Below are 24,613 nucleotides of genomic sequence, written 5' to 3'. Positions count from 1 at the left end.
TTAATTAATAAAAAAATTTATGTTTGATTTTTAATGATTTGCTCCAAGGCTTCGATATGTTTTTTGAAGGACAATTTGCCCAATTTGGTGGCCGAATAACGGGTGTTGGGTTTTTTGCCGATAAACGATTTTTCAATTTTGATGTACTCCGCTTTTTCCAAAGTTTTGGTATGGCTGGCCAGATTGCCGTCGGTAACATTGAGCAATTCTTTCAACCTATTGAAATCCACCTCCTCATTCACCATAAGAATGGACATAATGCCCAAGCGGATACGGTGATCAAAAAGTTTGTTGATGTTGTCAATAAGGCCCATATTACCCTTTTCCTTCCTTAAAATAGATTAGGCTTCCGTAAATAATGTGCAAAAGTCCAAAACCTAAGATCCAAAACCAAAAGCCATAACCAGGAAAAGCGGCACATATCAAACCTAGAATGATTTCGGTATAACCCAAATATCTAACATTCCCTATGGTATACTTTGATGCGTTCACCAGCGCCAACCCGTAAAAAATAAGCATTAACGCACCCGTAAGCCCATAATGTTGACTGTTTAATTTGATAAGGATATAAATACCTCCGGTAACCAATGGAATCAGAAAATTGATAAGTAATCTTTTCGTGGTATCGTCCCATACCTTCTCATTGTTTTTTTTCGCTTTTCTGGAAGTCAAAAGATAAGCGGTGACCAAACTTAAAACAGCAACACCAATCAAAATACCTACAATCATTCTAAAGTTCCAACTGTGCAGCACCACATAGTCACCTTTCGGTAGAAGAAATACATAAGCAATTATGGCACCTGTTATTGCGTAGACCCCGGCCAAGATTCCGGAAAGCCCACTAAGTGAGATAAATCGGGACGAACGGCTCATCAAATCCTTGATCTCGGTAATATCTTCTAAGTATTTTTTTGATTCCATTTTTAAAGTACTTTGAATTTCAAAGTTATAATTTATTTTAACATATCAAAACACTTTTTCGACAAGAGACGATTTACTGACTGATCCGAAACTTTAAAATGGGTTCTTTATCAATGTAAAGGGTGAGCTTTTGGCCGTCCTTCAAGGTACTTTTGAGTTTTACCTTTGATACATACAGTTGCTCACCTTTTCTTCTAACATCGAGGTTATAAATTTTTCCCTTTGAGCGGTTCGTATCTATGCTATACTTAAGTCGATTACTACGTGGAAACTTCTCAAAGGCGAACACCAGTTCATAATTTTCTGATTGCGAGAGTAACCCACTGGTGTCATTGGACAACACGACCTTATTCTCAAAATACCCGGGTAAGAAGATAGGAGCGGTGTAAAAAGTGTTCAGCGCAATAGGCTCGTCCAACAATTGCCATTTCGACTCCACAGGAAAGTGATCCTTTATAAATTCTTCCGGACTTACATCAAAATAATAACCATCAAACTTCTTCACATGGATTTCTCTATCTTCATCATAGTATCCAGATGCCCAAGTCGGATCCATGAGTTTCCATTCACCATTCAATTTGAAGACGTTCCACGCATGATTTTTGTAGACTTTTTCACCGGTGATATCCTTGATGTCCTCCTTTGCCACTCCACGGACGATATGTGACTCCATATTTAGGTTATCGCATAATTTTTTTAAGATTTTTGAATAATCAATGCAGAGCCCTCTTTTGTTCTTAAAGGCATACCTAATTCTTTTCTCTTCTACTTTTTCTAGTTGTCGATCCTTGCCTCTTTCAGAATAAAAAATGATGGTTTCCCGTGGTTTAAAAAATTCATCCAGGGTTTTTCCATAGGTGATATTGTAGGCGACCCAAACAAATGCCGCTCGCACCCTGTCCATATCCGAATCAAAATCATTTTGAATTCTATGCGCCAGATGTTCAATTTGATCATAGTTGGGGTACTCTTTCACCTTGTTGTCCACATGGTCGTATCCTTGTGCTATGACAGAGGAAGACATCAGGATAAAAAATGAAAGTACTATTTTGGACACGGAAAGCATTGTATAAAGATATGAATCCTGCGGAAAGCTATATTTTGGACCAAGCAGAACCTTTTAAAGGTATTTTACTGCAGTTGCAGGTGCTTATTGAGTCGACCATTCCAGAGCTCGAATTGAAATACAAATACAAGATTCCATTTTACTATTTGAATGGAAAGCCTTTTTGCTATTTAAACGTGCCCAAAAAGAAAGCCTATGTGGATGTAGGATTTTGGAGTTCCGCTCATTTGACCGTCCATCTGGACAAAATGGTGACTGAAGGTCGAAAAGTGATGAGATCGCTCCGATATGCCACCTTGGAGGAAATTGATGCGGAAGTGCTCATGGCTATTTTACTGGATGCACAAAGCGTAAACCATAAAGGGTTTTGGAAGTAGAAAAGATTTCCGCTTTAGGAGGATTAATTTTAGACTTCTCGCCTATAAATCTTATATTTATTGGTGTGGTAAAATGTTAATAGCAAAGCGATTAGATAAAAATTCTAGATAATGAAACGCCGGCTTTTTTTGGAAAAAGTTGCACTTACCAGTGCATTGGTGGGATTGGCCCCAACGATCTCCTGCACCAATTCCAAAGAAAAATTGAAAGTCCTGGTTTTAGGTGGGACAAATTTTTTGGGCCCTGCTATAGTTAATAGCTGTGTTGCCAATGGACATGCCGTTACGCTGTTTAATCGGGGAATAACCAATCCGGAACTTTTTTCCGGTCTTCTTCCTCATATTAAGGGTGATAGGAATAATGGCATAGCCTGCTATGAATCTTTGCAAGAAATAGATTGGGATGTTGTGGTAGATGTCTGGCCCCAACAAGCGCAACTGGTCGACGAAGCTACCGAAGCTTTAAGGTCAAAGGCGAAGCATTATGTGTTTATTTCCAGTGTTGCTGTCTACAAAGATTTTAATGAAGCCGAAAGAAATGAAGATTACCCCGTCCTAACCCTACCAAAGGATAAATCCACTTGGGGTTATTCCGAGGAAAAAGCAGCTTCAGAAAACCTGGTTATCGAACGTTTTCCCGAAAGGCACACTATACTTCGCCCTGGACCCATAAAGGGATGGAGGGACCCTGCCTATGATCTTTTGTACTGGCTTCTAAAATTGCAGCGAAATCAGGATATTTTGGCTCCTGGCCCGGGAAATGACCCCCTTCAGTTTATCGATGTCAAAGATGTGGGGAGATTTACGGCCACGGCAATAGATAATCAACTTTTTGGGGTTTACAATTGTGTAGGACCCACTAAAGAAACGCTAGATTGGAAAAATTTCCTTGAAACCGCAAAATCGCATTTAAACTCTAAATCGAACTTATTTTGGTCAGACAGGGAGTTTTTGGAAGCTAATCAGGTCTATCCCTGGGCAAGCCTTCCATTATGGGCACCTACCTCTGACGACTATTTTATGCAATTAAGCAATGCCAAAGCGCTGGCAAATGGATTTAGCTATACTCCCTTGGAAAAAACCATAGATGATTGTTTAGCTTGGTGTAAAACACAGGGAAATCTACAAATGAAATTTGGGGTGGGTGATGAACCCATTGGAATAACCGACGAAAAGGAGAAAGACGTTATTTCAATATTTCAAGGTAACACAAAACAATTATAAACTTCAAAAATTTCCATTAATCGGGGAACGAGTTTTCCTAGTTGTTGAACCCTAGTTTTTTACTATTTTGATGATGGAATTTCGTTCAATATCGACGGCAATTTCAAAGAATTTCTTCAGATTTAGATAGAATTCAGGCCTAAAGTGTGTTTCATTTAACTGCAGAACATATCGTATCACCAATTTTTGTCCGGATACTGAAGTTGCAAACCGTATTATTCCAGAATTTTCTGGAAGTGCGATGGTTTGATCTTTTGGGCGCTCGGTTATTTCATGAGTCTCTGGGATAAAAAAGCCCATGTTGTACTCATATTGCCTTGGATAACCAAAATCCACAGGGAAGTTTCGTGTTTCGCTCAAGAAAGGATTGGTTTTAAAAAAATGGATCAAAACAGGATTCAAATATATGTCTCCTGTTGAATAATCAGTTTCAATGGAAAAATCATAGGTCTGCGTGGTTTTTTTATCATCACTCAGCTTTTTTTCAAAAGCATATTCATTAATATAAAACCCGGATAAGGAACTTTCAAAGCTGTCCAGATATTCCTCCTCGGAAGTGGAAGCTAAAGTTTCATACTTGGAAACTGCACTATAACCTTGGTTAATTTCCCTAATTTTCCCTTTGATTTCTCCAGATGAAGGGTCAACATTGGCAGTCCCCCAAAAGGATATCCTATTTCGTTTTTCTGGTTGAATTTCATGCCAATAGCTGGCTTCTTTAAAATCCATTACCCGACCATAATGGTTGAGACATCTAAACGGAAGCATACCAAATGGGTTTGATTTGTTAGTGGCATCTAAAAGGTAGATTTTTCCGTCAATTTCAGCTCTGGCAATAACATAATTGAAATCGTTGATAACTGGCTGGACCCTTTTCGGAAGTTTCCGGTTCCTGGTTGCCAACATCATTAGGTTGACCTTAATGCCAGCCGCTTTTAGAAAATTGATCAACGAAATATTTATTTCACCGACATCACCTTTCTTGGTATTGAAGGCTTCTTTTACCCTGGTGTCTTTATAAATCCCATACTTTCCATTCCAAGTGAAGTGGTCCTTTACGAATTGGTAAATGTTTTTAGCTCGGGTAAGTTGATCTCCTTCAATTAGGAGATGTTGCGGGATGTTTTTTTCGGAAAAGTGATTCTTGGCCAACTGTCTTCCAATGTCCTTGTCCTTTTTGAATTCAGTATCAACATCTTTCCAGCTTTTCGTGTATTCTTTTTTAGTGCCATTAAAGCTGTGAAATACCGCCAACTCAAAATCAAGACGAGCCATATAATTGGAAGTAGCGAGCATATATTCCTCTTCATCACTAAAGGCTGGAATATCTTTCATGGCATATTTTATTACCTCACAATCTGCCGAACCATAACCACCACCCACATAAAAACACTCTTTTTTTATACTGGTTTCCTCTACATCCAATTTTATTCCACCTATCAAAGTTCGATTATAGAAATAATTACCAGGAATTTTGGCATTAAATTCACTGTATAGCTTTGGAATTGAGGATTGAAAATCCCATCCATCGAGATTAAAAAAGAAAGGAGATTTTACCTTGTACGTATATTGTATAATGGAACCTTTTTTGATATTCGGCAGAGTGAAACGCTTTAAAGACCAATTCTCTCCATTGTCAACGGTGAAAATATTATCTTGTGTCAATCCCGTTTTTTGTGCACCATTATGAGTTATGCCTCGGATGTCATACACTTTTTCGGTTCTGTCATCAGTGTGATAATATGGAATATCAATATTGGCATGCTCAAATCCTTTGTCCGATAAAATCTTGATTTTAAAAAGATACTCCTTGATTAAGTAAATATGATTTCCAATTAGTTCGAACTTAAAGTCTCCGATTTCATGAAGTACAATGGCATTCGCAGTGGTATCCTTTTCATAAGTACTAAAATCGATATCTGATTGGATAACCCTGCCGAATTCACTTTCATGCTGTTGGGAAAAACCTAAAGATGTAAAAATGATGATTGAAACAAGACAGAATATCTTTTTCATAAACAAAGGAATGTGATAATACCGTTTTATAATTGGGTGATTACTTTGCGAATGGCAACCAAATCTGTCAACAATTTTTCCAATAAACTTAGGTCAAGCATATTGGCACCATCACTTTTGGCATTTTTCGGATCAAAATGAGTTTCCATAAATAGGCCATCCACTCCCGCGGCAATACCTGCGCGTGCCATGGTTCCAATCAATGCTGGTCTGCCACCGGTAACTCCCGAGGATTGATTGGGCTGTTGCAGGGAATGGGTCACGTCCAGTACAACCGGAGCGTATTGTTTCATGGTGGGGACTCCTCTAAAATCCACAACCATGTCTTGATAACCGAACATGGTCCCACGATCCGTAATCCAAGCCTGTTCATTACCAGAATCTGTTACTTTTTTAACCGCATGTTGCATGCTTTCAGGACTCATAAATTGTCCTTTTTTCAAATTCACAACTTTTCCGGTTTTGGCCGCGGCAACCACCAAATCGGTCTGGCGGACCAAAAAAGCCGGTATTTGAAGTACATCAACATAGTTTGCGGCCTTTTCGGCATCAGAAACCTCGTGGATGTCGGTAACCGTTGGTACATCGAAGGTTTCAGAGACCTTTCTGAGAATTTTCAATGCTTTTTCATCCCCAATTCCTGTAAAAGAATCAATTCTGCTGCGGTTCGCTTTTTTGAAACTTCCTTTGAAGACATATGGAATCTGTAATTTATCCGTAATGGAAACTACCTTCTCAGCAATTTTCAGTGCCATTTCCTCGCCTTCAATTGCGCATGGCCCTGCCAACAAGAAAAAATTAGCACTATTTGTATGTTTTAACCTAGGAATTGCGTCTAATTGCATCTAACAGATATTTTGGGCAAAAATACTTTTTTTAAAAAGTATATGTTCTAATAGAACCAAATTAACCTACAATGCATAGAATTTTTCTTTTTGCATTTGCCTTATGGAGTACTGTTGTTACTGCACAATTTGGTAGCAATTGTGAGGTTAGGCAGATTAAGATCAATCTGTTCAATCCCGGATTGGAATATGAGATGGGATTGGGCGTCAATAGCACCCTCGATTTTAGAGTAGCGTGGCAGTTGGCATTGGAACCTGCAAGCGAACAGCCGATAGAGAATTACGATTTCTTTCCGGCCATTACAGTTCAAAATCGCTATTATCACAACTTTAATGGACGTGATAGAAGAGGAAGGTCAATCTATGGCAATTCTGGAAATTATATTGCACCAACGGTTGCGGTTTTCTCTCCAGAGGAGCGCACAGTTGAAAATACGGTTGTTGATGGCGTACACGGTTATGGAGGATTGGTTTATGGCGTCCAGCGAAGCTATAATTCCGGATTAAGCTTTTCTGTAGATGCAGGAGCAGGGTACTACATTGGGCCTTTTCGGGGAGGTGTACATCCAGTCGTAAATCTGAGTATTGGGTGGATAATCAGTGAAAAACGTTGGTGTGTAGGTAGGTAAACCCAAACCTTCTCAAAATCAATAAGATAAAAATAACTTTTGCGCATGCTCAAGTAAAGAAATCGCAGTATCTTTGCGGGCTTAAAAATCAGATTATGTCCAAAATCAAGAATATTGCCATTATCGCCCACGTTGACCACGGGAAGACTACCTTGGTGGATAAGATTATGTACCACTGCCGCCTGTTCCGTGATAATGAGAACAAGGGAGACCTTATTTTGGACAATAATGACCTGGAACGGGAACGCGGAATAACCATTGTTTCCAAAAACGTTTCTGTCGTTTATAAGGATACCAAGATCAATATTATAGATACTCCCGGTCACGCCGATTTTGGAGGAGAAGTGGAGCGAGTGCTGAACATGGCCGATGGAGTATTGCTATTGGTGGATGCTTTTGAAGGTCCAATGCCGCAAACGCGCTTTGTATTGCAAAAGGCGATTGATTTGGGATTGAAACCTTGTGTGGTCATCAACAAAGTTGACAAGGAAAATTGTACTCCAGAAGAAGTGCATGAAAAGGTGTTTGATTTGATGTTTGAATTGGGTGCAGAGGAGTGGCAGCTCGATTTCCCAACGGTTTATGGTTCAGCCAAACAGAATTGGATGAGTGAAGATTGGCAAAAACCTACAGAGAACATCGAACCTTTATTGGATATGGTCATTGATCATGTGCCCGAATTTAAACCGGAGCAGGGATCTACCCAAATGTTGATCACTTCCTTGGATTTCTCTTCTTTCACTGGACGTATAGCCATTGGAAGATTACAGCGAGGAACACTCAAAGAGGGACAACAGATTTCATTGGTCAAGAGGGACGGGGCCATTATAAAAACCAGAGTAAAAGAGCTTTTCACCTTTGAGGGCTTGGGCAGAAAGAAGGTACAGCAAGTTGTTGCTGGAGATATATGCGCCATTGTTGGAGTGGAAGGTTTTGAGATAGGGGATACCGTGGCTGATTTTGAAAATCCCGAAAAGCTCAAGACCATTGCTATAGATGAACCTACTATGAGTATGCTCTTTACCATCAACGATAGTCCGTTTTTCGGAAAAGATGGGAAGTTTGTAACCTCACGACATATTAAGGAACGTCTTGAAAAGGAGTTGGAAAAAAACTTGGCCCTCAGGGTCGAAGAAACGGATAGTGCCGATAAATTTATGGTATTTGGGCGTGGTGTATTGCACCTTTCCGTGCTGATTGAGACCATGCGCAGGGAAGGTTATGAACTTCAGATTGGTCAACCGCAAGTAATTATCAAGGAGATTGATGGGGTAAAGTGTGAACCCGTAGAGCATTTGACCATCGATTTACCGGAAGAAGTTTCTGGAAAAGCTGTTGAAATGGTCTCTATCCGAAAGGGAGAGATGACCAGCATGGAGGCCAAAGGTTCTCGCATGCTTTGTGAGTTTATGATTCCATCAAGGGGAATAATCGGTTTGCGAAACCAATTGCTGACCGCCACAGCGGGGGAGGCTATTATGGCACATCGATTTTTGGAGTATCAACCCTTAAAGGGTGATATTGCCCAACGTATAAACGGCTCCCTGGTTTCCATGGAAAATGGTACGGCCATTCCCTATTCTATAGACAAACTGCAAGAGCGAGGTAAGTTCTTTATTGATCCGGGAGAAGAGATTTATGAAGGACAGGTAATTGGAGAAAATTCACGTGGTGATGATATGACGATCAACGTGACCAAGACCAAAAAACTATCCAATGTACGTTCGGCAGGAGCCGACGATAAGGCCAAGATTGTACCTGCTATCAAATTTTCTTTGGAAGAGGCATTGGAATACATCCAAAAGGATGAATTCGTTGAGGTAACGCCAAATCACCTAAGGCTTCGTAAAATCTTCCTTAAGGAAGTGGATAGAAAGCGAAATAAAATAGACTAGCTTTTCTTGACCAAGTGCCCGTGATGCTTTTCGCGTAAACAGGCCACTGCAGGACCTATTATTCCTGCGTTGTTCATGAGCTCTGCTTTTACAACGTTGGTGTCAACCGTTATCAAATGGCTGAATTCCTTCCATTTTTTGGAGGTACCACCACCTACAATGATCAAATCGGGAGAAATGATCAATTCTACATATTTCAAGAATTTATTGAAGCGCTTCCCCCATTTCTCATAAGATAGGTCCTCCCTTTCTTTAGCGGAAGCCGCGGCCCATTGCTCTATTTTGCTGTATTTTTTGTACGGTATCTGTCCCAATTCAAAATTTGGTAAGAGAATGCCGTTATAGAAAGCACCACTACCAAGACCGGTTCCGATGGTGATCATAATGACCAATCCTTGCTTCCCTTTTCCTACGCCATAGTTCATGGAAGCATATCCCGCTGCATCGGCATCGTTCAAAACGGTGAACTCCCGTCCGGTTACCTCGGTAAAAAACTCGTCGATGTTGACACCTACCCAACTGGAGTGAAGGTTCCCAGCTGAATGACAAACTCCGTTTTTTACGATTGTGGGAAATCCACAACCCACAGGGCCATCATAGTTGAAATGATCTACAATTTGCTTTACAACTTCAGCCATTTCTCCTGGCTTTCTTGAACTAGGGGTAGGTATGCGATGTCGTTCCGTCAACATCTCTCCGGTTTCGGCATTTACCAAAGCACCTTTAATGCCGGATCCACCGATATCTATACCGAGAACTTCCATAAAACGGGAAAATTTAATTTTGGCAAAGAAACAAAAAACTTTTGGCCGTCAAGGCATTAGCTTTTTTACAGTTTTCCAATACTTGTTAACGAAGGCGGTAAAGGGAAAACATGTACCTGTTGCCATTCAAAAAAATAAAACTAAACCGCCTTTTGAATCACTTCAAAAACTTTGCTGCCATCGCATTTTAAGGTTTTGTGGGGATATTTTAGGATCAGCGCATAATCATGGGTAGCCATGATGATTGTCCTGCCACTTTGGTTGATGTCCTGCAGCACCTTCATCACCTCCACACTGGTTTGGGGGTCCAAATTTCCCGTTGGCTCATCGGCTAGAATCAATTCGGGATCGTTCAACAGGGAACGGGCTATGGCTATACGCTGTTGTTCTCCTCCAGAAAGTTCATGCGGAAACTTAAAGCCTTTGGTTTTCATGCCTACTTTGTCCAATACCTCCTCAATTTTTGTGTCCATTTTGCCGATGTCGGTCCAGCCTGTGGCCTTCAGGACAAAACGGAGGTTATTGTTCACATTTCGATCGGGGAGCAGCTTGAAATCTTGGAAAACGATGCCCAATTTACGACGGAGAAAAGGAATATCTTTTTCCTGCAGATTCTTCAGATCAAAATCCACGATACTTCCAGTCCCTTGACGTAGAGGGATATCCGCATAAAGGGTTTTCATAAAACTACTTTTTCCGCTGCCGGTCTTGCCAATGACATAGACAAATTCCCCCTTTTTGACTTCCAAAGAAATATCCTTTAAAATGAGGTTCTCTTTTTGAAAAACGGCAACATCTTGTAATTTTAATATCGTTTCAGACATATTTTTGTATTGAAAAAATAAAGGTACTAAGATCTAAAATATAAGCTACGATACCTTTTGAAAATCCATAAAATATACTTTGGCTTGAATTTTGACGTTATGGTAACAGTCAATCGAGAACAGCGTAGAACACTATGAGTCGAAAGAACCTCCTTTTTTTCCCATTCGTATTGGGAGCATTTTACATCTGTACAGCCCAGGAAAGCAAGATTTATTCCCACGAAAACAAAGATTTTCAGGATGCTTTGGCATTGTACAACAATCAACAGTACCAAGCGGCCCAAACCATTTTTGAAAAGGTAAAGGCGTCCACAAAAGATTATGAAACTGAAGCCAATAGCGCTTACTATGCGGCCAATGCAGCTATTCGCCTAAACCAACGGGGAGCAGATAAAATGATGGAAGAATTTGTGGAAAGCTACCCAACTTCTACCAAACGGAATTCCGCTTTTTTAGATGTAGCCGATTATTATTTTGAGACCGGAAAGTACCCCTATTCCCTAAAATGGTATAAAAAGGTAGATCAATCCGCAATGTCCTATAATGATAAGGAGCGTTTCAATTTCAATAATGGATATGCCCTGTATGCCTCCAAAAGACCAAAGCAGGCAGAACGTTACTTGAGCAAGGTGAGCACTTCCCAAAAATATGGTTCGCAGGCCAAGTACTATTTGGGATATATCGCATATGAACAAGATGACTATGATGAAGCAAGTGCTCGGTTCGACCAGATTACCGATCCTGAATTGTTGAATGAAAAATTATCTTACTATCAGGCAGACCTGAACTTTAAATTGGGCAATTTCGAAGAAGCCATCGCTATGGCCCAAAAACAATTACCAAAATCGGACCGAAGGGAAATATCGGAACTGAACAAGATTATTGGCGAGAGCTATTTCAACCTAGAGCAATACAATGAGGCTATCCCATATCTAAAAAAATACAGGGGAAAAAGAGGGAAATTAAGCAATACCGACTATTACCTGACCGGATATAGCCATTATAAGCAGGGAGATTTTGAAGGAGCTATCCAACAATTCAACAAAATTATTGGAGGTACCAACAGTGTATCCCAAAATGCATACTACCATTTGGCGGAATGCTATTTGAAGCTGGATAAAAAACCAGAAGCATTGAATGCATTTCGTAATGCATCGCAAATGGACTTCAGTGCTGAAATCCAAAAAGATGCCCTGTTGAACTATGCCCGCTTGAGTTACGAGATTGGAAACGCCTATGAACCGGTTCCTGAGGTAATGACCGCATATTTGGAAAAATATCCAAAAGATGAGCATCAACAGGAAATACAAGAATTACTGGTAGATTCCTATATCACTTCGAGGAATTTTGAGGGAGCCATGGAGCTTTTGGAGAAAAACAAGGGCTATGCCAGTAAGGAAACCTACCAAAAGGTGGCTTTTTATAGGGGTGTTGAGCTTTTTATTGAAGGAGAGTATGAACCCGCACTGGAACGTTTTTCCAAATCTTTGAAGAGTGCTGAAAATCCAACTTTTGAGGCCAGAGCACAATACTGGAAGGCTGAATCGGCATATCGTTTAAATCGTTTTGAAGAAGCTTTGGAAGATTTTGGCAAATTTCAACGCAATCCCGCAGCCAAAAATCTTCCGCTGTACCAGAACCTGGATTATAATTTGGGGTATTGCTATTTTAAGTTGAAAGACTATCCCAATGCGACAACCCATTTCAAAAGGGTTATTGATTCTGGCACCGATGACCAAGAACAACTGAATGATAGTTACGTACGCCTTGGGGACGGCTATTTTGTGACAAGTAAATATAACTTGGCCAAAAAGGCCTATCATGAATCATCGAAAATGAATGGTCCTGAGCGGGATTATGCAGCTTTTCAAAAAACACTTTGCGATGGATTCTTGGGTAAACGATCTGCGAAAATCGATGGGTTAAACCAGTTTCTTACGAGGTATCCGAAATCTTCACTGCGTGATGACGCACTTTTTGAATTGGGAAATTCCTATATCAAAGCCGATAATGAAAGTTTGGGCCTACAGACTTATGATAAACTTATTGAAACCTTCCGCAGAAGCAAGTTTGCGCCTAGGGCAATGTTAAGACAAGGATTGGTGCATTACAATGCCAATCGAAATGGACAGGCTTTGGCTAGGTTGAAAGAGGTGGTCAACAAATATCCAAACACCCAAGAGGCCAAACAAGCTGTGGCCACAGCCAAATTGGTTTATGTGGATGAAGGTAGGGTAAGTGAATATGCAGCCTGGGTGCGCAATCTCGATTTTGTGGAAGTCACCGATTCCGAATTGGAAAACGCCAGTTTTGAGGCCGCAGATAGAAAATATATTGAAGGAAAGACCGATGCTGCGATCCGTGGATATGAAGATTATCTGAAAGAATTTCCAAATGGGGTGCACGCGCTTAAGGTCAACTTCAATTTGGCTCAAATGTATTTTGCCCAAAAGCAAAAAGATAAGGCACTTGATAAATACAAGGTTGTAGCTGATAGTGGAGGAGAATATGGTGAACAGGCTTTGACCCGGGTCTGTGAGATCTATGTGGGTAGACAAGACTATCAAAGTGCCATTCCCTATTTGGAAAGGCTCGAAGATACCGCCGAAATTGTCCAGAATAGAACCTTTGCACAATCCAATTTGATGAAAGGCTACTACGGCCAAGATAACTACAGACAGACGATTGCCTATGCCGAAAAAGTGCTGAAGGCTCCAAAAATTGACAATAGAATCAAGAGTGATGCGCAAATCATGATTGCGCGTTCTGCCATTGCCACAGATGACGAAGCCCTGGCCAAAACTGCTTATAGGGAGGTGAAGAAAATAGCGACAGGGGAATTGGCGGCCGAAGCCTGGTATTACGACGCTTATTTTAAAAATCAAGATCAAGATTTTGAAGCTTCGAACACTTCCGTTCAGAAATTGGCCAAGGATTATTCCGGTTATAAGGAATGGGGAGGCAAGGGATTGATCGTAATGGCCAAGAATTTTTATGCTTTGGGAGATGCCTTTCAGGCTACCTATATTTTGGAAAGTGTGATTTCCAATTTTTCAGAGTTCGATGAAATAGTTGCTGAGGCGAGAGGAGAACTTTCGATCATCAAATCTAGGGAAGCACAAAGCAATTCATCCGTAGATCCCAACGGCAACTAAAAAAACGAGACACAGCATGTACAAGATCAATTATATATTTTCAATACTTTTTTTGAGCCTTTGGGGAGTTGGTTTAGCTCAGGAAACCGACGATATAGGCACTGAAACGGTTACCGTCGTGAAACCGTATTCCCCCACCGTTTCAGATGCCTTTAAGATAAAATCCACCCCAACACTGAACGATTCCATCGTACTTCAAAAAAAGAAGGTCGATTACAGTATTTTTTCGGTACCTGTAGCTTCCACCTTTACTCCGGCCAAGGGAAAGGCTTCACGGGTCAAAAAAACACCACCGCCTACCTTGTACAATTCCTATGCGTCAATCGGTTTGGGAAATTACAATAATGCTCTGGTCGATTTGTATACCAGCAGGGAGTTTAGGAGGGGTGAAAGTTTGTTGGATTTCGGCTTGAGCCATCATTCTTCACGGGGCGCCATAGAAACTACGCCTTTGGATGCTGATTTTTATAGCACCAAATTGGACGCTTCGTATGCCAAAAAGGACAGATATATGGATTGGGGAGCCAGTGTTGGACTCCGACATCAGCTGTACAACTGGTACGGGATAGAAATTGGGGCATTTGATGATGCAACCATTGCTTCTATTGACGGACAGCAGAATTATTTTAATGCAGAGGCCAAGGCACACTTGAATATGGAAGATTCCTTCTTTAAAAAGGGAGAAATTCTCCTAAGAAGGTTTTGGGATGCCACAGATTCTGGTGAAAACCGCGTTGTGCTGACACCGACCATTGAACTCCCGATTACGGAGGAATTGGTAACCATTAATACTAAATTGGATTACGTAAGCGGCAACTTTGCCAATGCGTCGCTCAACAATACCACAAACACGGGTGAAATCAATTATAGTCAATTTCAGGTGGGGATCAATCCGAGTCTTCTTGTGCTTCGGGACGATTTAACCCTGAATTTAGGTGCCAACTTTGTTTATGGTTTGGATATGGAACGAAGCGATAGTAACTTTTATATCTATCCCGCTGTGACCGCATCCTACCGCCTTCTCGATGAAGATGTCATCGCTTACGGCGGAATTGAAGGTGACCTCAAACAGAATTCTTATCACGATTTTGTCGATGACAACCCATATGTTTCCCCGACCTTGGATATTCAACCCACAGATCAGCAATATGAAGGCTATTTGGGGTTAAAAGGTCAATTATTTTCCAATGTGGGCTACAATATAAAAGGTTCGTACACTGCGGAAAATAGGAAACCTTTGTTTTTCCTAAATCCACAGAACCTTTTCAGGACAGATGATAAGGGATATAATTATGGTAATTCGTTCCAGGTTTTTTATGATGATGTAAAGACCTTGGGCATTTTTGGGGAACTGAATATTGATGTAAATCGAAACTTTACCCTCGGCATTAATGCCGAATTCTACGACTATGATACCGAAACCGACAATCCTGCATGGAATTTACCATCAATCAAAGGGTCTTTGTTTATGGATTATCAAATCAACAAACAATGGTATTTTGGCGCCAACCTATTTTATGTAGGGGAGCGGGAAGATTTGGTGGCCCAAGCCATTGAAAATGCCCTGCCATCTGAATTTCCGGCTGCGATTATCACTTTGGACAGCTTCTTTGATGCGAATGCGCATGTTGGCTATCGCTTCAATGATCAACTTTCAATTTTCGTAAAAGCATCCAATATTGCCAACAATGATTACCAAAGATGGGCCAATTTCAGGGTCCAAGGTTTTCAGGCTCTTGCCGGCGTGGCCTATAAGTTTGACTTCTGATTTGTAGGTAAATACGCAATAAAGTGTTGAAAAAATCGTTATGTAAGGCACGTTGTTCCAGTTTTCAGAGCAGGAATGGCTGTCCCAAATGGATTGGAAATCATGCGATTACGATTCACCTACATAGCAACCTCACTTTTTTTGGCACTCGCATTTAACCTCGCGAAAGCACAAAACCTTGTACAAAATGGTGGCTTCGAAGACTATCTGGATTGCCCAGTTAAAATGAGCAATTTGAATGATGATGTTGAATTCTGGAACGCGCCCACCCTTGGTACCACGGACTATTTTAACCGTTGTAGCAAGACCAAATTGGGAATTCCCCTAAATTTTAAGGGAAAACAAGAAGCTTATGAAGGACAGGCCTACGCCGGTTTGTACCTAATTGCACCAAAAGATTATCGAGAGTACATTCAAGCACAATTGTCCGCGACTTTACAAAAAGGGCATCGATATCGGTTGAGTTTGGTACTTAGTCTTTCGGAAAAGTCAGATGGGGCGGTAATGGATTTTGGAGCTGTTTTTTCTGAAAAACATCTGTCCGTACACACCAAAAGGCAACTTTCCAATGCAATTTTGGCATCACAGACCATAAAAGTTTCCCATCCGAAACAGTTTGCGGCATCTGGTTTTTATAATGATAAGCAGCATTGGATGCAGTTGAGTTTGGATTTTGTAGCGCGAGGATTTGAAAAAAACCTAATTCTCGGAAATTTCAAAAGCAACGGCGGCACCCATTATTTGGGATTTGGAAATGGCAAGCCAAAAAACGAAGGATATTCTTATTATTATATAGACGATATTTCACTAGTTTATTTAGGGCCAGAATACAGGCCTAATCAACGTTATGTCCTTAATCATGTGAACTTTGATTTCGACCGTTTTGAATTGCAGCCCAAGGCAAGACAAAGCCTTAAAGATGTGTATGAGCACCTGAAAAAACATCCGAACTTAAAAGTAACCATTAGTGGACATACTGATGATTTGGGTTCAGAGGACTACAATAATGTACTGTCAAAGCAACGAGCGAAGACTGTGGCAAACTATCTCATGCGATTGGGCCTTAAAAGGGATAGGATTACCTCCGATGGTTATGGAAACAAGATTCCTTTGGACAGTACCTTAACAGAAAAAGCAAGAAGGAAAAATCGTCGAGTAGAGTTTGTTATGACTGAATTTGTGGATGATTAACTTATTGTCCCTCTAACAATTTTTTCATCTCCGCATCGTATTCCAGTACGATATCTCCAGTACTTCCACCACTTAAAACGAAGAAAGATTCCGTTTTATATCCTTTGGATTTAATATCTAGTTTCCAGTGGAAATCCTTTTCGCTCCTAAGTGAGAACGAACCATCAAAATCTGTATAGGTGATATCCTCTGTATCATGTATTTCAACAGTTGCCATGTAAACTGGGAGTCCGAGTTCATCGACAATCTTCCCCGAGATGGCATTTTGGCTAAAACCAAAATAGGGGACAAAGGATAATATGAGCATAATGGTTACTATGCGCATTATAGCAAGATTTGGACTATAGTAACGCTTTTTATTCATATTTAGTATGAAATAAAACCAATTGCAAAAAAGGGGAAATGTGCAATATATGTTAAATATACGCGTTCAATAGCAAGTACGGGAACCTCTAAACATAGTTTAAAATGGTTTTCCGTATTTTATTTTTTAGCCTCAGTTTATTGGTGTGTACAGCACTGCCTGCACAAAACTTAATTTTGAATGCAGGGTTCGAAAACTACACTTCTTGCCCTTCCAATATCGTTGGATTGGATGTTCTGCTCGAAGATGTTTCCTTACCAACATCCAGTTCTGGAGATTATTATAACCAATGTGGATCGGAAGATTTTGGTGTTCCCTCAAATTTTAAGGGAGTTCAAGATGCTACCGAAGGTAATGGTTATGCAGGTCTTTACTTTTATGCGCTGAACAACTACCGGGAGTATATTCAATTGAATACTGCCAGAACACTGCGCGAAAAGCATCCGTATAAAATCTCACTTCAGGTAAGTTTGGCCGAGACGTCGACTCTGGCCTTGAAAAATATGTCAATTTTATTGACTAACAGTAAGATAAAAGTCCCCAATAGTTCTGTGTTGACCAGTTCTAGGTTGGACTTACAAGAGAATATCGAATTTTATGAGGTTCAATTGAAAGCGGACAATTCCTTAGCTGAAACTGAGGGTTGGGTTACGTTGACCGCTGAATTTGATGCCAAAGGCTTTGAAAGCCATATCATATTGGGAAATTTCAGGTCTAACGACAATACCGTACTGTTAAAGAATGACCAACCCGCATTGTCAAGTGATTTCTCCTATTATTATGTTGACAATTTTATGCTTGAAGAGCTGCCAAGAGTCAACTACGAAAAGGATAAAATATATGTACTTGAGCAAAATCCATTTGAGCCAAAAGGCTATGAGTTGGATGCAAAGGCAATGGCCAGTGTCATTAAAATATTCAAGTTCCTTAAGGAAAATGCAGAGGTGCAGATGAAGATTACCGGGCATGCCGATAACATGGGGAAACCGGAATACCATAAATTCATATCCTCGTTGAGGGCCCGTGCGGTTGCGCTACATTTGAAAAAACTTGGTATAGCCGATGACCGTATTGTTTGGGAAGGTGTTGGGGATACCAAACCCCTACGCAATGGAAAGCTTAAAGCAAATGATTTTGAGGATGGTCGCATCGAGTTTGTAATGACAGGAAACGATCAATAGATAAACCTAAATTTCTTCCAGGCTTTTTCTATTTTTGAGGAAACTCAGAAAATGAAAAAGCTTCTTTTTTACCTTGCTTTTGCAGGCTTGTTCTTGGCCTGTCAATCCAAAGAAAAGGTCGATTTAATTGTCCATAACGCCAATATTTACACAGTTGACAAGGATTTTTCCATGACCAATACCTTTGCCGTTAAAGATGGAAAATTTATCGCAGTTGGTGAAAAGGAGGACATAACCCGGGATTTTACATCGGAAAACCAAATTGATGCAGGGAGAAAGACCATTGTTCCGGGATTGATCGATGCCCATTGCCATTTTTACGGTTTGGGATTGAATCAACAAGTGGTGGATTTGGTGGGCACAACAAGTTTTAAAGAGGTGTTGCAAAGGGTAGAGGATTTCCACAAAAAACAACCTTCCAATTTTATTCAGGGCAGGGGATGGGACCAAAACGATTGGGAGGTCAAAGCATTTCCCACAAAGGAAAAATTGGACGCACTTTTTCCGGATACCCCTGTGGCACTGGAGCGGGTGGACGGACATGCCTATTTGGTGAATCAAAAGGCCTTGGATTTAGCTGGAATAAGCGCTGCCACTGAGGTAACAGGAGGGGAGATAGTGAAAATAGATGGTACTCCCACTGGAATATTGGTGGATAACCCAATGGGTATGGTGGATGCCGTAATTCCCAAACCGAACAGAACTACCCAAATAAGAGCACTTAAAGATGCTGAAAAGCTATGCTTTCAATATGGATTGACCACCGTAAATGATGCGGGACTGCATAAATCCACCATAGAATTGATCGATAGCCTCCAGCAGACAGGTGATTTATCAATCCGGATATACGCTATGGTCAGTAATACCAAGGAAAACCTCGATTATTATTTGGATAAGGGTATTATTAAGACCAACAAACTCAATGTTCGATCGGTAAAAGTGTATGGAGATGGAGCCTTGGGGTCTAGGGGAGCAGCTTTAAAAGAGCCGTATTCAGATAAAGATGATCATTTTGGGGCCATGGTTACCCCAGTGGATAAGATTGGGGCACTGGCGGAACGAATTGCAGCTTCAGACTACCAAATGAATACGCATGCCATAGGAGATTCTGCCAATGTCGTGGTGCTTAAAGCTTATCAAAAGGCACTTGAAGACAAAAATGATAGACGTTGGAAAGTAGAACACGCCCAAGTGGTGGCTGAGCACGATTTTGACTATTTTAAAAATGGGATAATCCCTTCCATACAACCGACCCATGCGACAAGCGACATGTATTGGGCAGGAGACCGATTGGGTCCAGAGCGTGTAAAAGGAGCATATGCCTATAAAAAATTGCTGGATAAGGCAGGTGTGCTTGCTTTGGGAACTGATTTTCCGGTGGAGCACGTTAGTCCCTTTTTAACCTTCTACGCGGCGGTGGCCAGGCAAGACCTTGAAAAATTCCCGGAAGGCGGGTTTCAAATGCAAGACGCACTTTCCCGAGAGGAGACATTAAAAGGAATGACCATTTGGGCCGCATATTCCAATTTTGAGGAAAATGAAAAAGGAAGCATTGAAATAGGGAAATTGGCGGACTTTGCCATCTTAAGTGGCGATATCATGACCATACCGGTTCACGATATACCTAACCTAGAGGCGGAACAGGTTTTTGTCAATGGTACACAGGTAAAATAAAAAAGGGCCTCAAAGGCCCTTTTTTTAATGTCTTTTTAAGTGATTAAAAAGTAATTGGAAGCGAAACACGAGTAGTTCCCCACCCCATTACCAAATCGCCGTCATCGGTAAAGGCCATGGAAAATGCTTCCAACGATTCACCGTTAGTGCTGGCTTTGGCTGCAACTCTTGCAACATCAGCAGAGCTGTCGTAGGAATAAGCTCCCCACTGATTCAAGTTGTTGTTCAAAATAATGGTCCATTCGCCGTCTCCAGGAATGGTGAACAAAGAATATGTACCAGCTTTGACCGATTTTCCACCTACTGTGGCATCCTTGTAAAATGTAATTTCCGTGGCTTCATTTGCACCAGTTCTCCAAACTTTTCCCGCTGGGGCAAGTTCTGAAAGACTACGACCTTTTAATTGAGGTCTGCTGTAGATAATTCGCGCAGATTTGTCCGCAACCCTATAACTCGCAGGGTATGTGGCCATGTCAGCAGGACTCTTGTCCAAACCACTGAATTTTTGCGCAGTCATTTTTGTTGAAAATACCAAGCCTAAGGTTAAAAAAGCAAGTAAGAATATTTTTTTCATGATGATGATTTTAGTTGATCCCAAAACTAGGACGTATTTAAATGATCTATGTATAAAGAGACGTTAAAATTTAACAGACCTTTCAATATGTATGATTAAAGTGATGATAATGGAAAAATTGTTTCAATTCGTGCTGAAATGCGATAAATAATTAAAAATATGTAATCAAATAATAGATATATGTTTAGTAATTGAAATTATAAACCAATATTTGCATATAAATTGTTATAAAGATAAAGATATGTGCGGAATTGTATGTGCATTTGATATAAAGGAAAGTGCTGAGAAACTAAGGCCACAACTTTTGGAAATGTCCAAAAAGGTAAGGCATAGAGGTCCAGATTGGAGCGGAATATATTCTGATGACAAAGCTATTTTGGCCCATGAACGTTTGGCAATTGTTGATCCAGCATCTGGAAAGCAACCTTTGTTGAGCGAAGATGGTAAATTGGTTTTGGCAGCCAATGGTGAAATCTACAACCATAGAGAATTGAGAAAGCAATTTGAAGGGAAATATACCTTCAAAACCCAGTCGGACTGCGAAGTGATATTGGCTTTGTACCAAGACAAAGGAGTCGACTTTGTGGACGATCTAAACGGAATTTTCGGTTTTGCTATTTATGATAGTGAGAAGGACCAATATTTTATCGCTAGGGACCATATGGGAATTATCCCTTTATATATTGGTTGGGATAAGAACGGAACCTTTTATGTGGCATCTGAACTTAAGGCCTTGGAAGGAACATGTTCAAAAATAGAGCTATTTCCTCCAGGACATTATCTGCTTAGCTCGGATGGTGAGTTTAAAAGATGGTATAAAAGAGATTGGATGGAATACGAGGCGGTAAAAGAAAACGAAACCAGTATTCAAGAAATAAAAGATGCTTTGGAGGCAGCGGTCCATCGTCAGTTGATGTCCGACGTTCCTTATGGGGTACTGTTGTCGGGCGGACTGGATTCGTCAGTCACCTCTGCAATAGCGAAGAAATACTCTCAAATGCGTATTGAATCTGGCGATACCAAAGAAGCTTGGTGGCCACAATTGCATTCCTTTTCAGTGGGCTTGGAAGGATCCCCTGATTTGGCAGCGGCACAAAAGGTTGCTGATCATATCGGAACCATCCACCATGAGATAAAATTTACGATCCAGGAAGGTTTGGATGCCATAAAGGATGTCATCTATAACCTGGAAACCTATGATATTACAACGATTCGCGCTTCCACGCCTATGTATTTGATGGCGAGGGTCATCAAATCAATGGGAATAAAAATGGTATTGTCCGGTGAGGGAGCTGATGAGTTGTTCGGAGGATATCTATACTTCCATAAAGCACCTAGTCCAAAGGACTTTCATGAGGAGACCGTGAGAAAACTGGACAAATTGCACATGTATGATTGTCTTCGAGCCAACAAATCGTTGGCGGCATGGGGCATAGAAGGTAGGGTTCCATTCTTGGATAAAGAATTTATGGACGTTGCCATGCGCATCAACCCAAAAGATAAGATGATCAATGGAGAGCGTATGGAAAAATGGGTAGTGCGTAAAGCATTCGAATCGTATTTGCCGGAGAGCGTGGCCTGGAGGCAAAAAGAGCAGTTCTCCGATGGTGTTGGCTATAGTTGGATAGATACCTTGAAAGCCTTAGTTGAGAGCGAAGTGAGCGATGAGCAATTAAAAAATGCCCACTTCAAGTTTCCAATTCAGACGCCAAACACAAAAGAAGAGTATTATTACCGTTCCATCTTTGAGGGACATTTCCCTTCAGATGCAGCAGCTTTAAGCGTTCCTCAGGAACCTTCAGTGGCCTGCAGCACCAAAATTGCGTTGGAATGGGATGAGGCCTTCAAAAACATGAATGATCCTTCTGGAAGGGCTGTGGCCAATGTCCATGAAGATGCGTATGTGAAATAACCAATCTTTATAATTTATGCAGTAGGAATATGCAGTTTTGTTTTATTTGAGTTAGTCGGAAAAGCCTCTTACCAAAGGGGCTTTTTCAATGGAAATAAGGTACGAAATACTCCCAAAAAGGACATTAGATTTTTCCACATTTATTTGTTGATAACTTAAGGTGTTCAAATAGCCCCAAGCACCTAATTTCACTGGGTATTGCTTATATTTGTAAGATTTGAAAATTTCGAGTCAAATAAACAGAATATATGAGCGAAGAGGCTAAAAAAAATCAATATTCAGCAGATAGTATCCAGGCCCTTGAGGGTATGGAACACGTGCGTATGCGACCCTCCATGTATATTGGGGATGTTGGTACCCGCGGACTCCATCATTTGGTGTATGAGGTAGTGGATAATTCCATTGATGAGGCAATGGGAGGTCACTGCGATACTATCGAGGTGATTATCAACGAGGATAATTCCATAACGACCAAGGATAATGGTAGGGGAATTCCCGTTGGTTTACATAAAAAAGAAGGAGTCTCAGCCTTGGAAGTGGTAATGACCAAGATTGGGGCAGGTGGTAAGTTTGATAAAGATTCCTATAAGGTATCCGGAGGTCTTCATGGTGTTGGGGTGTCTTGTGTGAATGCACTATCCAGCCATTTAAAGGCAACGGTCCACAGAGAAGGTAAGATTTGGGAACAGGAATACGAACGTGGTAAAACACTATATCCTGTAAAAAGTGTCGGAAATAGCTCCGAAACGGGGACCATAGTCACATTTGTGCCCGACAATACCATCTTTACGCAGACTGTCGAATACAGTTACGATACCTTGGCCAATAGAATGCGCGAACTCGCTTATTTGAACAAGGGGGTAACCATTACATTGACCGATAAGAGAAATAAGGATGAAAAGGGGGAATTTGTTTCCGAAACTTTCTTTTCTGAAGAAGGGTTGAAAGAATTTATCAAGTTCTTGGATGAAACCCGTGAACCGCTGATTCAGCATGTCATCGCTATGGAAGGTGAGAAAAATGGAATTCCGGTTGAAGTGGCCATGATCTACAACACTGGATTTTCTGAAAACCTGCATTCTTATGTGAACAACATCAATACACATGAGGGAGGAACACATCTATCTGGATTTCGAAGAGGATTGACATCCACTTTAAAAAAATATGCGGATAGTTCTGGACTATTAGATAAGTTAAAGTTTGAAATTGCCGGAGACGATTTCCGAGAAGGATTGACCGCAATTGTTTCCGTAAAAGTAGCAGAACCTCAATTTGAGGGGCAGACGAAAACAAAATTGGGTAACCGTGAGGTGACCAGTGCAGTGAGTCAGGCAGTTTCCGAAATGCTGACCAATTACCTGGAAGAGAATCCGGACGATGCGAAACAAATCGTTGAAAAGGTAAAACTGGCGGCTCAGGCAAGACATGCGGCAGCTAAAGCCCGTGAAATGGTTCAGCGTAAAAACCCAATGAGTGTTGGGGGATTACCTGGAAAACTATCGGATTGTTCAGAACAAGACCCTACCAAATGCGAAGTATTCTTGGTTGAGGGGGATTCTGCAGGGGGAACGGCCAAACAAGGAAGAGATAGAAATTTTCAGGCCATATTGCCGCTTCGGGGTAAAATCCTTAATGTGGAAAAAGCCATGCAACATAAGGTTTTTGAAAACGAGGAAATCAAGAATATCTATACCGCGCTTGGGGTAACCATCGGAACGGAAGAAGATAGCAAGGCATTGAACCTTGAGAAACTGAGATATCATAAAGTGGTCATCATGTGTGATGCGGATGTCGATGGTAGCCACATTGAAACCTTGATTCTTACTTTCTTCTTTAGGTATATGAGGGAATTAATTGAAGGAGGACATGTTTACATCGCTACCCCACCACTTTATTTGGTGAAAAAAGGCTCCAAACGAAGATATGCTTGGAATGATCAGGAAAGGGATGAAATTGTGGAATCCATGAAAGGTGGTGCAGGAATTCAACGTTACAAAGGTCTTGGTGAAATGAACGCAGAACAATTGTGGGATACAACCATGAATCCAGAATTCAGGACGTTAAGACAAGTTACCATTGAAAATGCCACAGAAACGGACCGCATTTTCTCCATGTTGATGGGTGATGAAGTACCTCCGAGAAGGGAATTTATCGAGAAGAATGCCGTTTATGCGAATATCGATGCGTAATAAGCACTAGCATAACTAAAAAATCCCGGTTAATCCCGGGATTT

The 24,613-nt window shown here is 40.9% G+C and carries 20 protein-coding genes; 11 read left to right on the top strand and 9 right to left on the bottom strand.

The window, feature by feature from the left end:
- Positions 1-17: 17 nt before the first annotated feature.
- The 3 genes from ACULLH_RS10045 to ACULLH_RS10035 form a co-directional block, all read right to left on the bottom strand.
- Positions 18-314 (bottom strand): winged helix-turn-helix domain-containing protein, encoded by a 297-nt coding sequence (locus tag ACULLH_RS10045; protein ID WP_454088612.1) that lies wholly within the window; start codon positions 312-314, stop codon positions 18-20.
- 1 nt (position 315) lies between these two features.
- Complete coding sequence (locus ACULLH_RS10040; protein WP_454088611.1) at positions 316-921, bottom strand: hypothetical protein; 606 nt, start codon at positions 919-921, stop codon at positions 316-318.
- A gap of 73 nt (positions 922-994) precedes the next feature.
- Complete coding sequence (locus ACULLH_RS10035) at positions 995-1,945, bottom strand: transglutaminase domain-containing protein (RefSeq protein WP_454088610.1); 951 nt, start codon at positions 1,943-1,945, stop codon at positions 995-997.
- An 11-nt stretch (positions 1,946-1,956) separates the two neighbouring features.
- On the opposite strand from ACULLH_RS10035, the gene ACULLH_RS10030 reads away from it, so the two are divergent.
- The gene (locus tag ACULLH_RS10030; protein WP_454088609.1) at positions 1,957-2,364 is read left to right on the top strand and encodes a DUF1801 domain-containing protein; all 408 of its coding nucleotides are present in this window, start codon (positions 1,957-1,959) and stop codon (positions 2,362-2,364) included.
- A gap of 111 nt (positions 2,365-2,475) precedes the next feature.
- Entirely contained in the window at positions 2,476-3,588 is a 1,113-nt protein-coding gene (locus ACULLH_RS10025; protein WP_454088608.1) for an NAD-dependent epimerase/dehydratase family protein, read from the top strand.
- A gap of 51 nt (positions 3,589-3,639) precedes the next feature.
- Here ACULLH_RS10025 and ACULLH_RS10020 read toward each other — a convergent pair whose 3' ends face one another.
- Together ACULLH_RS10020 and kdsA are read right to left on the bottom strand one after the other, a co-directional pair.
- The gene (locus ACULLH_RS10020) at positions 3,640-5,604 is read right to left on the bottom strand and encodes a transglutaminase domain-containing protein (RefSeq protein ID WP_454088607.1); all 1,965 of its coding nucleotides are present in this window, start codon (positions 5,602-5,604) and stop codon (positions 3,640-3,642) included.
- A gap of 26 nt (positions 5,605-5,630) precedes the next feature.
- A complete protein-coding gene (gene kdsA, locus ACULLH_RS10015; protein WP_454088606.1) occupies positions 5,631-6,449 on the bottom strand; it encodes a 3-deoxy-8-phosphooctulonate synthase in 819 nt (272 codons plus the stop codon).
- 71 nt (positions 6,450-6,520) lie between these two features.
- Between kdsA and ACULLH_RS10010 the strand changes: the two genes are divergently transcribed.
- Together ACULLH_RS10010 and typA are read left to right on the top strand one after the other, a co-directional pair.
- On the top strand, positions 6,521-7,078 hold the full coding sequence (locus ACULLH_RS10010) for a hypothetical protein (protein WP_454088605.1): 558 nt from the start codon (positions 6,521-6,523) through the stop codon (positions 7,076-7,078).
- Between the two features lie 95 nt (positions 7,079-7,173).
- Positions 7,174-8,973, top strand: coding sequence for a translational GTPase TypA (gene typA / locus ACULLH_RS10005; protein ID WP_454088604.1), 1,800 nt, complete (start codon positions 7,174-7,176; stop codon positions 8,971-8,973).
- On the opposite strand, the gene ppgK is transcribed toward typA, so the two are convergent.
- Both ppgK and ACULLH_RS09995 read right to left on the bottom strand, forming a co-directional pair.
- Positions 8,970-9,737: a polyphosphate--glucose phosphotransferase gene (ppgK, locus tag ACULLH_RS10000; protein ID WP_454088603.1), complete on the bottom strand. Its 768-nt coding sequence runs from the start codon at positions 9,735-9,737 to the stop codon at positions 8,970-8,972. The genes typA and ppgK overlap by 4 nt on opposite strands.
- Before the next feature lie 140 nt (positions 9,738-9,877).
- Positions 9,878-10,561, bottom strand: coding sequence for a cell division ATP-binding protein FtsE (locus ACULLH_RS09995; RefSeq protein WP_454088602.1), 684 nt, complete (start codon positions 10,559-10,561; stop codon positions 9,878-9,880).
- Positions 10,562-10,695: 134 nt separating this feature from the next.
- Between ACULLH_RS09995 and ACULLH_RS09990 the strand changes: the two genes are divergently transcribed.
- The 3 genes from ACULLH_RS09990 to ACULLH_RS09980 all read left to right on the top strand — a co-directional run bounded on the left by ACULLH_RS09990 (position 10,696) and on the right by ACULLH_RS09980 (position 16,675).
- On the top strand, positions 10,696-13,716 hold the full coding sequence (locus tag ACULLH_RS09990) for a tetratricopeptide repeat protein (RefSeq protein ID WP_454088601.1): 3,021 nt from the start codon (positions 10,696-10,698) through the stop codon (positions 13,714-13,716).
- Positions 13,717-13,732: 16 nt separating this feature from the next.
- A complete protein-coding gene (locus ACULLH_RS09985) occupies positions 13,733-15,484 on the top strand; it encodes a TonB-dependent receptor (RefSeq protein WP_454088600.1) in 1,752 nt (583 codons plus the stop codon).
- A 102-nt stretch (positions 15,485-15,586) separates the two neighbouring features.
- Positions 15,587-16,675 carry an OmpA family protein gene (locus ACULLH_RS09980; protein ID WP_454088599.1) on the top strand — a complete coding sequence of 363 codons (1,089 nt, stop codon included), beginning with the start codon at positions 15,587-15,589 and terminating at the stop codon, positions 16,673-16,675.
- Between the two features lies 1 nt (position 16,676).
- Here the strand turns inward: ACULLH_RS09980 and ACULLH_RS09975 are convergent, their stop codons facing one another.
- Positions 16,677-17,000 (bottom strand): carboxypeptidase-like regulatory domain-containing protein, encoded by a 324-nt coding sequence (locus ACULLH_RS09975; RefSeq protein ID WP_454088598.1) that lies wholly within the window; start codon positions 16,998-17,000, stop codon positions 16,677-16,679.
- Positions 17,001-17,215: 215 nt separating this feature from the next.
- Here ACULLH_RS09975 and ACULLH_RS09970 point away from each other — a divergent pair, with 215 nt between their 5' ends.
- Both ACULLH_RS09970 and ACULLH_RS09965 read left to right on the top strand, forming a co-directional pair.
- Positions 17,216-18,220 carry an OmpA family protein gene (locus ACULLH_RS09970; RefSeq protein WP_454088597.1) on the top strand — a complete coding sequence of 335 codons (1,005 nt, stop codon included), beginning with the start codon at positions 17,216-17,218 and terminating at the stop codon, positions 18,218-18,220.
- Positions 18,221-18,271: 51 nt separating this feature from the next.
- Positions 18,272-19,894 carry an amidohydrolase gene (locus ACULLH_RS09965; RefSeq protein ID WP_454088596.1) on the top strand — a complete coding sequence of 541 codons (1,623 nt, stop codon included), beginning with the start codon at positions 18,272-18,274 and terminating at the stop codon, positions 19,892-19,894.
- A gap of 43 nt (positions 19,895-19,937) precedes the next feature.
- Here the strand turns inward: ACULLH_RS09965 and ACULLH_RS09960 are convergent, their stop codons facing one another.
- Positions 19,938-20,468: a DUF2911 domain-containing protein gene (locus ACULLH_RS09960; protein WP_454088595.1), complete on the bottom strand. Its 531-nt coding sequence runs from the start codon at positions 20,466-20,468 to the stop codon at positions 19,938-19,940.
- Positions 20,469-20,709: 241 nt separating this feature from the next.
- On the opposite strand from ACULLH_RS09960, the gene asnB reads away from it, so the two are divergent.
- Together asnB and gyrB are read left to right on the top strand one after the other, a co-directional pair.
- Entirely contained in the window at positions 20,710-22,380 is a 1,671-nt protein-coding gene (gene asnB, locus ACULLH_RS09955; RefSeq protein WP_454088594.1) for an asparagine synthase B, read from the top strand.
- Positions 22,381-22,628: 248 nt separating this feature from the next.
- Entirely contained in the window at positions 22,629-24,569 is a 1,941-nt protein-coding gene (gyrB, locus tag ACULLH_RS09950) for a DNA topoisomerase (ATP-hydrolyzing) subunit B (RefSeq protein ID WP_454088593.1), read from the top strand.
- Positions 24,570-24,613 lie beyond the last annotated feature (44 nt).

It is taken from the genome of Flagellimonas sp. 2504JD4-2, assembly GCF_053642935.1.
This window is presented reverse-complemented; position numbering and strand designations above follow the sequence as displayed.

Coding starts and splice junctions, on each gene's coding strand:
- ACULLH_RS10045 (WP_454088612.1), bottom strand. CDS start 314: ATGGGCCTTATTGACAACATCAACAAACTTTTTGATCACCGTATCCGC.
- ACULLH_RS10040 (WP_454088611.1), bottom strand. CDS start 921: ATGGAATCAAAAAAATACTTAGAAGATATTACCGAGATCAAGGATTTG.
- ACULLH_RS10035 (WP_454088610.1), bottom strand. CDS start 1,945: ATGTCTTCCTCTGTCATAGCACAAGGATACGACCATGTGGACAACAAG.
- ACULLH_RS10030 (WP_454088609.1), top strand. CDS start 1,957: ATGAAAGTACTATTTTGGACACGGAAAGCATTGTATAAAGATATGAAT.
- ACULLH_RS10025 (WP_454088608.1), top strand. CDS start 2,476: ATGAAACGCCGGCTTTTTTTGGAAAAAGTTGCACTTACCAGTGCATTG.
- ACULLH_RS10020 (WP_454088607.1), bottom strand. CDS start 5,604: ATGAAAAAGATATTCTGTCTTGTTTCAATCATCATTTTTACATCTTTA.
- kdsA (WP_454088606.1), bottom strand. CDS start 6,449: ATGCAATTAGACGCAATTCCTAGGTTAAAACATACAAATAGTGCTAAT.
- ACULLH_RS10010 (WP_454088605.1), top strand. CDS start 6,521: ATGCATAGAATTTTTCTTTTTGCATTTGCCTTATGGAGTACTGTTGTT.
- typA (WP_454088604.1), top strand. CDS start 7,174: ATGTCCAAAATCAAGAATATTGCCATTATCGCCCACGTTGACCACGGG.
- ppgK (WP_454088603.1), bottom strand. CDS start 9,737: ATGGAAGTTCTCGGTATAGATATCGGTGGATCCGGCATTAAAGGTGCT.
- ACULLH_RS09995 (WP_454088602.1), bottom strand. CDS start 10,561: ATGTCTGAAACGATATTAAAATTACAAGATGTTGCCGTTTTTCAAAAA.
- ACULLH_RS09990 (WP_454088601.1), top strand. CDS start 10,696: ATGAGTCGAAAGAACCTCCTTTTTTTCCCATTCGTATTGGGAGCATTT.
- ACULLH_RS09985 (WP_454088600.1), top strand. CDS start 13,733: ATGTACAAGATCAATTATATATTTTCAATACTTTTTTTGAGCCTTTGG.
- ACULLH_RS09980 (WP_454088599.1), top strand. CDS start 15,587: ATGCGATTACGATTCACCTACATAGCAACCTCACTTTTTTTGGCACTC.
- ACULLH_RS09975 (WP_454088598.1), bottom strand. CDS start 17,000: ATGCGCATAGTAACCATTATGCTCATATTATCCTTTGTCCCCTATTTT.
- ACULLH_RS09965 (WP_454088596.1), top strand. CDS start 18,272: ATGAAAAAGCTTCTTTTTTACCTTGCTTTTGCAGGCTTGTTCTTGGCC.
- ACULLH_RS09960 (WP_454088595.1), bottom strand. CDS start 20,468: ATGAAAAAAATATTCTTACTTGCTTTTTTAACCTTAGGCTTGGTATTT.
- asnB (WP_454088594.1), top strand. CDS start 20,710: ATGTGCGGAATTGTATGTGCATTTGATATAAAGGAAAGTGCTGAGAAA.
- gyrB (WP_454088593.1), top strand. CDS start 22,629: ATGAGCGAAGAGGCTAAAAAAAATCAATATTCAGCAGATAGTATCCAG.